Source organism: Paenibacillus sp. strain BS8-2 (genome assembly GCF_054483835.1).
In genome coordinates this window covers 6,134,192-6,146,283 of record NZ_CM137010.1, presented here as the reverse complement: position 1 = coordinate 6,146,283, position 12,092 = coordinate 6,134,192, and the positions used below count along the sequence as shown (strand labels likewise).

The following is a 12,092-nucleotide window of genomic DNA, read 5'->3' as shown; positions in this document are numbered from 1 at the left end:
TGCTGGGTCTTAAGAAGGTGACGGGTTGGCGCTGGTGTTGGCGCCTGTATCGGAATGTAAGTGCTCATACAGAGAATCCACCATCTGCGTCTGCTCCGATGGGTTGGATTGTTTCCAGATCATCTCGAACAATACGCCGAGACCAGGCAATGCTTTCTCGTCGTAGTCGACAGATCCATCGATGACTTCGGCCAGTTGTTCTTTGGAATTATCCTGTACACGGTTTACGATGGCTTGACGCAAGTCGATTATCGGATTCAAGTAGGATACCTCCTGCTCATTATCGTGTTGCACGAATTACTATTCCCATGACGGTCAGCCTTCATCCGAGGCAAGATGCGGGATATGGTATACTGGATGAAGAATTTGGAGCGGAGCGTCCCAGCGGCGTTTCGTCCATCAATAAGCAGGAATAGGCAGGGAATCGTTAATGGGGAATCAACCATATTATTCACATGAGCTCATCAGTTCGGCACAGAATGAACGGGTTAAGGGCTGGGCAGCGCTCCTGGACAAAAAAAATCGTGATAAATCCGGTCGCTTCTTAATCGAAGGCGTTCATTTAATTGATGAAGCTTTTCGCTCGGGCGCAGCAGTACGCACTGTTGTCTACGATGATGAGAGAGGATTGCCAAGAGAGCTTGCAGACATTGCAGAGTCTGCGCAAGGACTTGATGTCAATTGGATAAGAGCATCACATGCGATCATGTCCAAGTGCTCGGATACGGACACACCTCCGCCGATCTTTGCTGTCGTCGATAAGCCGGCTGCTCATTCAGATGCACTTTTTGGCGCAAAAAGTCTTGTCATCGTATTGGATGGCGTGCGTGATCCCGGCAATGTCGGCACCATCATTCGCAGCGCGGACGCTGTTGGGGCTAACGCTGTACTGCTGGGCAAAGGCAGCGTCGATATCTATAATCCCAAGGTCGTACGTTCCACAATGGGATCATTATTCCATTTGCCGGTAATCGAAGGCGATCTGGCGGAGCTGTTGCCACATGCAGGAGAACATGGTATTAGGCTTGTGGGTACGAGCCTGCAGGCTGATCAAAGCTGCTACGACTATGATTGGAAACAGCCTACATGGCTTCTTATGGGCAACGAGTCGAACGGGCTTTCGGAAGAAGTCCGCGCGAAGGTCGATGAGACCATTATTATCCCGATGGCAGGCAAGGCGGAATCGCTAAACGTCGCAATGGCGACAACGGTGCTGTTGTTCGAAGCGGCTAGGCAGCGGGGCGTTTAGTTCAATGATTAAAGCGGCGCAGAGACCCGATCTCTGTGCCGTTTTCTATGTTTATCGGATAAAGATTCGTGTACAATCGGGGGAATAAGGGGGATTCGCCAATGTCAGGAGTCATCAGTAAGGCGATACAAATCTTGGATGTGCTGCTTCCTCACGGCACGGAAAAGGAAATGAGCGTGACAGAAATCAGCAAGGAGCTCGGTATGCCGATACAAAGCGTACATCGCCTTCTTTCGTCGCTGGCTGAGCATGGATTTGTAAGTCAGAATGCAGCAACCAAGCGTTACAAACTCGGTTTGTCTATTATGAAATATGGTTTTCTGATGTGGGACAGTCTCATGCTTCGTACAGTTGCTCGCCCCTTTATGGAGGAGCTGTCGAGACGAACCAAGGAGACGGTGTACTTGTCCGTACGCGAAAATGCGGAGGGCGTATATATTGATTCTGTAGATTCGCCTCAGGTGCTGAAAATATCAGAGCCGATCGGGCTGCGGTTGCCGATGTTTATCGGAGCATCCAATCGGGTAATTCTGGCTTACCTCAAGCCAGGGCTTCGCCAGACTTTGATGGACAGCTTCGATTGGGACAATGTACCGTCGCTTAAGCCGCTAACGCGGGCGGCTATCGAGGAGGAGCTTGAAGGGATCCGAAGCAAGGGTTATGCCGTTACAAGCGGCGAAGCGACAGAGGGGACAACAGGCATTGGCACTCCGATCTTTTCCTATGAGAATACGGTCATCGGATCACTTAATGTCGCGGGTCCGTCCATTCGTTTGGCAGGAGATCAGATCGAGAAATACGCAGGTTTGGTCAAACGATTCGCAGGACAGATATCGGAAGAGCTTGGTTTTCGAGGACGCGGCCGGGAGATGTGATCGTGAGAAGGATGGAATGAGGAGGATGGAATGAAATATTCTAATATCATCCCACTATTCGGGATAATGATCTATTCTCGAATCGAATAGCGAGATAATATGTAGCTATTCAGGGGAAGAGGTGATGATATGAACGTAATCGTTTTTCGACATTTTGACTTCGACGATCCAGCAGCACTCGAGTTGTGGGCGCAAGAAGGTGGCCATAAGCTCGATATCTGCCATCCATCCAACGGTATTCTAGAGAAATGGCTAGAGACGATGGAGTTGCTCATTATTCTTGGAGGGCCGATGAGCGTCTATCAAGAGAGCGATCATCCATGGCTTGTGGAGGAAAAAGAATTTGTAAGAAAAGCGATCGAACGTGGAACGAAGGTGCTTGGGATCTGTCTCGGCGCACAGATGATCGCGGATGTATTAGGCGGAGCTGTATCCCGCAACCGGGAGAAGGAAATCGGATGGCATCTCATGCAACGAACCGATGAGCGGCATCCGTGGCTGGATGGTTTGCCAGAATCATTTGTTTCTTATTCATGGCATGGGGATACCTATACGCTGCCAGCCGGTGCGCGGCGTCTCGCTTATTCTGAGGCTTGCGGCGAGCAAGCTTTCGCGTATGGCGATCATGTGCTGGCGTTGCAATTTCACCTCGAGACAACACCGGATTGTATCGAGCAGATGTTAATAAGGTGGTCGGATGAGCTTCAGGACAAACCCTATATCCAACACGAAACCGTTATTCGAGCAGGGATGGAGAATAGTGTGCAAGCACAGTTGATGTTGAATCGGATATTGAACCGTATTTCTTTCGTTTCGGCCAAACAATGAAATAGTTGTAACTTTGAATGATAATGCCGTAATGCCTTGCTGAAAAAGTTTGACTACGTAGGAGTGGAGGTCGCTCGCATGCTCGCGCAATGGTTCAAGAAGTTGATGCCTGCTACATTCAAAAATCGGATCCTGCTCGCGTTTCTGCTCTTACTGCTGACGCCGATCGCGGTGTTATATTTGTATAACTTCCAGGAAACCGAACAGTTGCTTGAACGAAACGCCTCGGATGCCAATATTGAACAGCTGGAGCGGATGAAAACCGACCTCGTTGATCTAATGAGGCTTGTCATGAAGACAGGGATGCTGCTGGAGCAAGACACGGTTCTAAGGCAAGCGATGCAGGAACCGGAAAGATATGATGATATTCAGCGCATGAAGCTTGTGGAGAACAAGTTCGCGAGTATCGAGAACAGCTTCTTCCTGACGGGGGCGACGGTGTTCTATACGTTAATCGATTTGAACGGGAACGCCTATACGTCCTTTTCGCCTGAGGATCTATTGAGCTATAGCGAGATAAGCTCTGAGGAGTGGGTGAAGGAGCTGCAAGAAGGCGGAGGGCAGCAATACATCTGGCGTCCCAATGATCAATCGCTCGCGGTCCGGGATCGCAAAGGGAATACAATGCTGAGCCTGAACGCCGTCTTGCGTGACGACGGTCTGAATCCATTTGCCTATGGGAGATTCAGTATCGATTATCAGCAATGGTTCGAAATAAATACGTGGGATCAACGTGCGCATGGCGCCTACTACATGCTGGATGAGAATGGTGACATCCTATTGAAATCGCCAACTGCCCAGTCCTTGCCGGCTGCTGTAGCTGCAAGCATACTCAATGCTGAATCGAACAATAACCAGTCATTGGCAACCATGAAGCCCATTATCGACGAATCAACTCGAACCTTATATACCTTTACACGGATTCAGGAGATCAACAGCTATCTGGTGAAAGAGGTGCCGCTTGCGCTGCTGTATCAGGAGATCGATAAGCAAAAACAAAGATTTTATGTGCTGTTCGCAGGGTTGCTTCTGCTGTTCGTCATGCTGACGTATCTGATCTCTTCGACCATCACGGTGCCGCTTAAGCTATTCCAGCGCAAGATGGAGACGACAGCGAAATCACATCTGAAGGTGAAGCTGCCTGAGCCCATACAAGGCCGAGGTGAAATTTTCGCTTTGACACGAAGCTTTAACATCATGATCGACGACATTAACGAGCTGTTAACGAAATTGAAGCTGGAGGAGCGGCAGAAGCAATTCGTAAGATTCCAGGTGCTGCTGGGCCAGATGAATCCGCATTTCCTGCTCAATACGTTGAACACGATCAAAAGCATTGCATTAGATGAGGACAATGACGATATCTACGAAATTTGTGTAGGGCTCGGCAAAATATTGGAAACAACGCTCAATACGGAAGTGGACTTGATCCTGCTGAAGGAAGAACAGATCCTCATCGAATCGTATATGGATATTCAGAAACGCAGATTCGGGCATGGAATCGTTCTGCGATACGAGTTCGAGGAAGACTTGGAATATGCGTTATTGCCGAAATTCAGCCTGCAGCCGCTTATCGAGAATGCATTGCTGCACGGGTTTGGGCAATCGGTTACGGAGGGGGAAATTACGATAAGAGCCTATTCACGCGATAAACTTCTTTATGTGGAGGTAGTCGATAACGGGATCGGGATTAGGCGGGCGCAAGAGAAACAAGTGTCTCGGAAACGTAAGAGCATAGGTGTGCAGATCATAAGAGAAAGTCTGGAACTTATCTTTAAATTCCAGCCGACTGGTCTAAATATTAACTCCACCGATGAAGGCACCACTGTTGTTATGTACATGCCGCTATTATTATCCAAGCCGTTCTTGAAGGAGGGAAGCTGATGATGTGGAGAACGATAATTGTTGAAGATGAATTGCCTGCAAGGACGAGCCTGCGCAAGCTGCTGGCCAAGACGGAGTTATCTATCGAGATTGTCGGAGAAGCTTGCGATGGCGAAGAAGGACTTGCATTAATCCGCGAGCTGGAGCCGGACATTGTCTTCTCGGATATACATATGCCGGTCATGGACGGTGTGAAGCTGTTGCAGACGGTACGGGAAGAGGGGTTAGAATGTCGTTTCCTGATGCTTACAGCCTTTAGTGAATTCGAATATGCGCGGCAGGCTGTGGAATATGGAGCTTCGGGTTATTTGCTCAAGCTGTCCCTGGACCTCAAGAGCCTGAGGCAAGCGCTGGAGAAAGTAATAGCGGAGCTAGGCAAACAGGAGAAGCTGCGTAAGGCGGACAAATGGTTTCCGGACAAGTCCGAGGAAAGTCCGACAGATCATCCGGAGATGAACCGGATTATCGTTTTCCTGGAAGAACATTACGCCGAGGATATTTCGCTCAAACGTATGGCAGAACTTATCTCCATGGATGCCAGCTATGTAAGCGATCTATTCAAGCGCAAGACGGGGATGACGCTTACCCATTACATTCAGCAGCGCAGAATCCAAGCAGCCAAAATGTTATTGTCCGAGACAGAGCGTACAGTGAGCGATATCGGGCAGCAAGTTGGCTTTGAGAACGACAACTATTTCATCAAGATCTTTAAGCGATGGTGTAATGTTACACCAAATGAATATCGCAAAAACCAAAAATCCGTTCTATGAACTGCCAAATGCCGTTCATCCCCCACCCGCATATCCAGTGTTAAAGTTATAGATGTAGAGCACGACACACAACCATCATTCAAGGGGGAAGATGAATGAAGAAGAGAAAATGGTTTACGACTGCGATTGCACTGACGCTGACAACATCTTTGCTTGCTGCATGCGGCAACGCCAATAATGGCGGCGAGACAACACCAAGCAATGGAGCAACGGAAACGAATAAGCCGGCAGAAACGGTTAAGCTGAAAATGTGGGGAGCAGTACCTGCTGAAGCGGGTCCACAAGCTGTCATCGACAATTGGAACCAAGCGAACCCTGATATTCAAGTGGAGTATATTCGTTACGTAAATGATGATCCGGGCAACCTGAAGCTGGATACGGCACTCATGACGGGACAAGATGCGGATCTGTATATCAATTATACGCTCACACGTCTTCAGAAGCGGGTAGATGCGGGAGTTGCGCTTGATCTCAGCACGAAATCGGATTACGACGTGGATGCCCAGATGGGAACGGACGCGGCGCAATGGAAAATAAACGACAAATATTATGGTATCCCTACGAAAAAGAATATGGCCTTCATCTGGCTCAATAAACAAATGCTGGACGATGCCGGGTTGCCTGTCCCGCCTGTCGATTGGACGTGGTCGGATCTGAAGGAGTATGCAGCCAAGCTGACGAAGGACGGCGTATACGGACTATTGCAGCATGACGCCTCCTTTACAGCAACGATCGATGGAACGATTGCAGGTCTTGGCGTAACGAACGCGGAAGGCAAGTCCAACTTCAACAACGATCTGTGGAAGCAGCAGCTCCAGATGCTTCACGACATGATGTTTGTTGACAAGTCTACTCCACCGTATGGCGAGCAAGTCACGAGCAAGATGCCTGTCGATACGATGTTCCTGAAGGGCGAAGCGGCAATGCTGAGCGCTGGCGAGTTTATTTTCCGCAATGCGAACAACTTGAAAGACTTCCCGCATGACTTCCAGATCGCTTTCGCGACGATTCCGCAAGTGACGAAGGATCAGCAGGACTACAAATATTCCGGCGGTGTTGGCGATGTATTGTCCGTTAATGCCAAGTCCAAGCATCAAGATGCGGCATGGAAGTTCACCAAGTGGTACGCGGACGGCGGCATGCTGCCGATGGCGAGCGGCGGACGGATTCCTTCCTCCAAGAGCGTTGATAATCAAGAAGCGATGAGCTTGCTCATGAAGGGCGTAGAGGACAAATACGATACGGAATCGATGAACAATGTTGTATTTGGCCAATTCCCATCGTACCAGCTTAGTGTTCCGCAGCAGGCTCTAGACGCCCGCAAAGAGGAATACGAGAAGTATTTCCTCAATGAACAGGATCTCGACACGACGCTGGCTAATATGGCGAAGCGGCACCAAAGCTATATTAAGTAACAGGCTCGCTCGAATCTCATAGGTTAACCAACACAAAGAGAGGAGAAGGATACATGTCTGCCTTCTTCTCTCTTTGTTGCATTCAAAAACCGGAATGATTGTACATTCTGAACTACCTCTTATAAGAAAGGAGCCTATTCATGAACAAAAAAAGCTGGATCAAACGCAAAGGCTGGGTAGGTTTCGCATTTGTTTTGCCCAACATGCTGGGCATTCTCGCATTCTTTATCATTCCCGCCCTGTATTCGTTTGTCATGATGTTCACAGACTATCAATTCGGCAATCCCAACTGGTCGTTTACTGGAATGGACAACATCAATCGATTATTCGGAGACGATCAATTCTACGCAGCGGTCAAACATACGGCGATCTTCTTGCTGTCGGTTCCGGTATCGCTTGCGTTAGCTTTCCTGGTAGCTCTAATCCTGAATCGCAGCGTCTATTTGCGAGGGTTGCTCCGGGGTATGTTTTTTCTCCCGTACATTTCGAGCGGCGTAGCCGTAGCCTTTGTCTGGATGCTGTTGTTCCAACCCTCCCAAGGTCCCATTAACGAAGTATTGCGATGGATCGGCATAGTATCGCCGCCGGGCTGGTTCGCATCGACGGACTCCGCAATGTATGCGATCGATATTATTCAAATTTGGTTTATGCTCGGCTACAACATGATCATCTATCTTGCGGCGCTGCAAGAGATTTCGACGGAACAACTGGAGGCCGCAAGAATCGACGGAGCCGGAACCGGCACCATCACGTGGAAGATTGTTTGGCCGCTCGTTAGTCCTACGACGTTCTTGCTTCTTATTACAGGCTTGATTATGACGGTCAAATCGTTCTCCTTGATCCAAGCCATTACCGGAGGCGGACCAAGCGGAAGCACGACGATCCTGTCGCTGTTCGTGTACAAGACAGCTTTCAGCTATTACGAGATGGGTTACGCATCGGCAATCTCTTGGTTTTTGTTCGCGGTCATTCTACTCATTACTATCATCCAATGGATCGGGCAGAAGCGTTGGGTCCATTACTAGAAAGGAGCGGCAAACGATGAACCAATCGGCAGATAATATCCGCGTCAAGCTTCCCGTCACCATCCTGATGTTGCTCGCGGGGACATTTATGATCCTTCCTTTCCTGTGGATGCTCAGCACTTCGTTCCAGACGCCAAGCGAAGTATTCCGGCAATGGCTTCCGTCCAAGCTGGATTTCAGCAACCACGAGCGGATATGGACGGGCAGCTATAACTTTATGCCATATTACTTGAATTCTCTCAAAATTGCCGTTATCGGAACAATCGGTGCCGTGTTCCTGTCCGCACTGGCAGCATACGGATTCGCACGGACAGAGTTCAAAGGCCGCGACACCTTGTTCATCGTGTATCTATCTATGATGATGATTCCTCCACAAGTTGTTTTTGTTCCTAAGTTCATCATGTTCAACTGGGTTGGTATCTACAACACGCATTGGGCGTTAATTCTACCTGCCATGTTCTCGATCTTCGGCGTGTTTATGTTCCGTCAATTTTTCTTGAGCATTCCTAAGGAAATTACCGAGTCGGCCTTCTTGGATGGCGCGGGACATTTCCGAATTTTTCTAAAGCTTGTGCTGCCGCTGGCTAAACCGGCAATCGCTACCTTTGCCATTATCGATTTCTCTTGGCAATGGAATGATTACGAGAATGCGCTTGTGTTTCTGACGAGTCCGGATTTGTACACCATTCCACTCGGCTTACAAAATTTCGTACTGGAGAATAACGTCGACTATAACGGGATGATGGCGGCTGCTTCGGCTGCAATTATACCGATGATTGTCATATTCCTGATTGGTCAGAAGTATATCATTCAAGGCATATCGAGCTCGGCAGTTAAAGGTTAACGGAGGGATCGACACATGAAACAAGAAACCGTGTATTCGGATGTAACAGTAATTGGCGGAGGACTTGCTGGGATCAGCGCAGCAATCGCTGCGGCGAGAGAAGGGCTTAAAGTGGCGCTGGTCCACAATCGTCCCGTGCTTGGCGGTAATTCCAGCTCGGAGGTGCGCGTATGGGTATGCGGTGCGACCGGGCACGGCGTCAACCGTTATGCGCGTGAGACGGGTATTATGGGAGAGCTGTTTATTCAGAATCAATATCGCAATCCGGAAGGCAATCCCTATCTATGGGATTTGACCTTGCTCGAGGCAGTTCGTGCAGAGCGCAATTTATCACTGTTCCTCAATACAGACGTCAGGGAAGTATCGGCGAGCGGCGAGCTTGAGGATCGTGTGATTCATACCGTTACGGGCTGGATGATGGGCTCCGAGCGGGAGATTACGTTTGAGAGTAAAATATTCTTGGATTGTACCGGCGATGGTTTGGTTGGTTTTCTCGCAGGCGCTGCCTATCGACTTGGACGAGAAGCGCGCCACGAATACGGAGAAGATTGGGCGCCCGAGGAAGCGGATAATATTACGCTCGGAAGCACGCTGCTATTTTATACCAAGGATGTTGGGAAACCGGTTCGTTTCGTCGCGCCCTCCTTTGCTAAGGACATCACCAAAACTTCGATACCGATCAAACGGGTGATTCGCAGCGGCGATTCCGGATGCCACTACTGGTGGATCGAGTGGGGCGGCGAGCTTGATACCGTCCATGAGAACGAAACGATCCGTGATGAGCTATGGGCAGTTATCTATGGCATTTGGGATTATATCAAAAATTCGGGCAAGTTTGACTCCGAGACCATGACACTGGAGTGGGTGGGGTCGATCCCTGGCAAGAGGGAATATCGCCGATTCATCGGTGACTCGGTGCTAACGCAAAATGATGTACTCGCCCAGCGCGAATTCGAGGATCGTATAGCGTTCGGCGGTTGGTCGATCGATCTGCATCCGCCGCAAGGGATGTACGCAGAGCAAAGCGGCTCCAAGCATCTCCATGCGGACGGCATCTATCATATTCCATTTGGATCGTTGTATTCGAAGAACGTCCGCAATCTATTGTTCGCCGGTCGCAATATTAGCGCGACTCATGTCGCGTTCGGCACGACGCGTGTCATGGCGACATGCGCTGTCATCGGCGAAGCAGCGGGATTCGGAGCGGCATTGGCCGTGAAGAAGGGGATTACGCCGCGCGAAGTGCGCGAGGAACATTTGACCGAGCTTCAGCAGATGATGCTGCGTCACGATGCATCAATTATTGGGCTCCGTAATGAGGACCCGCTCGACTTGGCGCGTTCGGCTGTGATCAGCGCTTCCAGCACAATGCGCACAGTGTTGCTGGACTGCCCAGTGGCGGATGGCGAGTATGTATTGAGTGGCGATGTGGGCCTACTCTTCCCCGTCGATGGTGAATTAGCAGGCTTACGATTGCTTATCACTGTAAAGGAGCGGACTACGCTGCGAGTCGAGCTTTGGGATACCGGGCGAGCAGAAAATTATGTGCCAGCCAGGAATCGCCAGACGATCGATATTACGGTGGAAAGAGGCGATAAGCAGTGGGTTCACATTCCTGCTGATCATGGCGTGTACGGCACTGACCCTTGTAACGCTTTCCTTATCGTACGGACTAATGAATCCGTCAGTCTGCATCGGTCAGAGAACCCGGTTAGCGGGGTGCTGGCATTCGAGCGGGGCATTACGTCCGCCGTCAGCTCCGATCTGGAGGATCATCAACCAGATCAGCCCATTGTCGAATGGTCGATGAAACGAATGGTGCGTCAGCCATTCTGTTTCGCAGTCGAAACGGCGGCCTACGGTCCGGAGAAAATCGTTGACGGATATGTGCGTCCTTACGGCGGTCCTCATCTATGGGTATCGGAACCGCTTCAGTCGGCACGTCCGGAGTGGATTGAGGCGCAACTCGTTCAACCGGGAGCTGTGCGAGAGGTTCATCTGACCTTTAATGATGATGTAAACGAGGATCTTATTAATCTTCATCATCATGAAACCCCGTTTTTAGTTATTCCTGAGCTTGTGAAGTCATATATGTTGCAAGCCTGGGTAGCTGGCGAATGGAAAACAATTGCGGAAGAGAACGAGAATCGTGTTCGCAAGGTTGTTCATACATTTGACGGGCCGTTCCATACGGACCGGTTGCGACTGGTTATGAAGGAGACGAATGGCGGCGAGCGAGCAGAGCTTTGCGAGATTCGGATTTACGAATAACGAAATATTGACATGAGCGCAACCCCGATGGTCGTCCTTCGATGACCATCGGGGTTGCTAGTTGTTGCCTGAGGTATTACCTCCGTTGCGTACTTGATGGCGTGTCCTGAAACGTTCTTTTGTATAGCCTTGTGAAATAAACGGGCTCCATTCCGACGTAGGAGGCAACTTGGCGTACAGTCAAATCAGGATGTTCATTAAGCAGCATTCGGGCGGCGTGCATACGCAGATTGTGCAAATATTGGAGCGGTGTAGTGCCGAAGGCTGTCAGGAACAGACGCGTCAGCTGCTTCTGAGAGTAACCGACATGCTCGGCTAACGACGCGATCGTGATCGGACGATTCAAATGGTCACGTAGAAACTGAACAGCGATATCCACAGCGGATTCTCTGTAGTTGACCGGTACTACGGGATGGGAGGATGGTCTCGACTCATGATTCGTACGGAGGATGTGGAGCAGCAGCGAGATGAGTGCTTCTGTTGTATGCCAAGGGTTGTGGTTACCACCGGAGTGAGTCCAGATGCCGCGAATACGGCTTGTGAAGGCCGGGATATCCGAGATTGCGAATAGGCGAGGAGCTTCCCGGAAGCCCCAGCCGGCAATCGTCCCGCCGAAGTTCTCGACAAACGTGACATAAGCGACATGCCAAGGCTCTTCGGAAACTTGCATATACTCATGCGGGTAGTTCGCCGGGATAAACAGCAAGTCGCCGCTTGAGAGGGTGTCCCTTTTGTCCTTATCTGAACCTAGCCTGCGAAATTTGCCTGCCCCGGACACGGTAAGGAAGAGTTGATGAGCCGAAAACCCTTTCATTCGTGTAATTGGATGCTGATTTTCTGTTCCTACCGTATAAACAGTGAGCGGCAGTACATCGCCGAGCGTGTGGTTTAGGTTGCTTCTCAGCGTGAGTAATTCCATGGGAATGGCTCCTTG

Annotated in this window: 11 protein-coding genes; 9 read left to right on the top strand and 2 right to left on the bottom strand. The window is 50.0% G+C overall.

The window, feature by feature from the left end:
- Positions 1-9: 9 nt before the first annotated feature.
- On the bottom strand, positions 10-261 hold the full coding sequence (gene sspI / locus ACX1C1_RS26605) for a small acid-soluble spore protein SspI (RefSeq protein ID WP_458955120.1): 252 nt from the start codon (positions 259-261) through the stop codon (positions 10-12).
- Positions 262-430: 169 nt separating this feature from the next.
- Between sspI and ACX1C1_RS26600 the strand changes: the two genes are divergently transcribed.
- The 9 genes from ACX1C1_RS26600 (at position 431) to ACX1C1_RS26560 (ending at position 11,158) form a co-directional block, all read left to right on the top strand.
- Positions 431-1,249 carry a TrmH family RNA methyltransferase gene (locus ACX1C1_RS26600; protein ID WP_458955119.1) on the top strand — a complete coding sequence of 273 codons (819 nt, stop codon included), beginning with the start codon at positions 431-433 and terminating at the stop codon, positions 1,247-1,249.
- A 101-nt stretch (positions 1,250-1,350) separates the two neighbouring features.
- Positions 1,351-2,124, top strand: coding sequence for an IclR family transcriptional regulator (locus ACX1C1_RS26595; protein ID WP_458955118.1), 774 nt, complete (start codon positions 1,351-1,353; stop codon positions 2,122-2,124).
- 129 nt (positions 2,125-2,253) lie between these two features.
- A complete protein-coding gene (locus ACX1C1_RS26590) occupies positions 2,254-2,952 on the top strand; it encodes a type 1 glutamine amidotransferase (protein WP_458955117.1) in 699 nt (232 codons plus the stop codon).
- A 78-nt stretch (positions 2,953-3,030) separates the two neighbouring features.
- A complete protein-coding gene (locus tag ACX1C1_RS26585; RefSeq protein WP_458955116.1) occupies positions 3,031-4,833 on the top strand; it encodes a cache domain-containing sensor histidine kinase in 1,803 nt (600 codons plus the stop codon).
- Entirely contained in the window at positions 4,833-5,603 is a 771-nt protein-coding gene (locus tag ACX1C1_RS26580; RefSeq protein ID WP_458955115.1) for a response regulator transcription factor, read from the top strand. Before ACX1C1_RS26585 ends, ACX1C1_RS26580 begins: the two co-directional genes overlap by 1 nt.
- A 95-nt stretch (positions 5,604-5,698) precedes the next feature.
- Positions 5,699-7,018 (top strand): ABC transporter substrate-binding protein, encoded by a 1,320-nt coding sequence (locus ACX1C1_RS26575; protein WP_458955114.1) that lies wholly within the window; start codon positions 5,699-5,701, stop codon positions 7,016-7,018.
- A gap of 140 nt (positions 7,019-7,158) precedes the next feature.
- A complete protein-coding gene (locus ACX1C1_RS26570) occupies positions 7,159-8,043 on the top strand; it encodes a carbohydrate ABC transporter permease (protein WP_458955113.1) in 885 nt (294 codons plus the stop codon).
- Positions 8,044-8,059: 16 nt separating this feature from the next.
- Positions 8,060-8,887 (top strand): carbohydrate ABC transporter permease, encoded by an 828-nt coding sequence (locus tag ACX1C1_RS26565; protein WP_458955112.1) that lies wholly within the window; start codon positions 8,060-8,062, stop codon positions 8,885-8,887.
- Between the two features lie 15 nt (positions 8,888-8,902).
- A complete protein-coding gene (locus tag ACX1C1_RS26560; protein ID WP_458955111.1) occupies positions 8,903-11,158 on the top strand; it encodes an FAD-dependent oxidoreductase in 2,256 nt (751 codons plus the stop codon).
- 76 nt (positions 11,159-11,234) lie between these two features.
- On the opposite strand, the gene ACX1C1_RS26555 is transcribed toward ACX1C1_RS26560, so the two are convergent.
- Positions 11,235-12,077 (bottom strand): helix-turn-helix domain-containing protein, encoded by an 843-nt coding sequence (locus ACX1C1_RS26555; protein WP_458955110.1) that lies wholly within the window; start codon positions 12,075-12,077, stop codon positions 11,235-11,237.
- Positions 12,078-12,092 lie beyond the last annotated feature (15 nt).

Bases quoted from the DNA above. Each gene is read 5' to 3' on its own strand.
- ACX1C1_RS26600 (WP_458955119.1), top strand. From the start codon at position 431: ATGGGGAATCAACCATATTATTCACATGAGCTCATCAGTTCGGCACAG.
- ACX1C1_RS26595 (WP_458955118.1), top strand. From the start codon at position 1,351: ATGTCAGGAGTCATCAGTAAGGCGATACAAATCTTGGATGTGCTGCTT.
- ACX1C1_RS26590 (WP_458955117.1), top strand. From the start codon at position 2,254: ATGAACGTAATCGTTTTTCGACATTTTGACTTCGACGATCCAGCAGCA.
- ACX1C1_RS26585 (WP_458955116.1), top strand. From the start codon at position 3,031: ATGCTCGCGCAATGGTTCAAGAAGTTGATGCCTGCTACATTCAAAAAT.
- ACX1C1_RS26580 (WP_458955115.1), top strand. From the start codon at position 4,833: ATGATGTGGAGAACGATAATTGTTGAAGATGAATTGCCTGCAAGGACG.
- ACX1C1_RS26575 (WP_458955114.1), top strand. From the start codon at position 5,699: ATGAAGAAGAGAAAATGGTTTACGACTGCGATTGCACTGACGCTGACA.
- ACX1C1_RS26570 (WP_458955113.1), top strand. From the start codon at position 7,159: ATGAACAAAAAAAGCTGGATCAAACGCAAAGGCTGGGTAGGTTTCGCA.
- ACX1C1_RS26565 (WP_458955112.1), top strand. From the start codon at position 8,060: ATGAACCAATCGGCAGATAATATCCGCGTCAAGCTTCCCGTCACCATC.
- ACX1C1_RS26560 (WP_458955111.1), top strand. From the start codon at position 8,903: ATGAAACAAGAAACCGTGTATTCGGATGTAACAGTAATTGGCGGAGGA.
- ACX1C1_RS26555 (WP_458955110.1), bottom strand. From the start codon at position 12,077: ATGGAATTACTCACGCTGAGAAGCAACCTAAACCACACGCTCGGCGAT.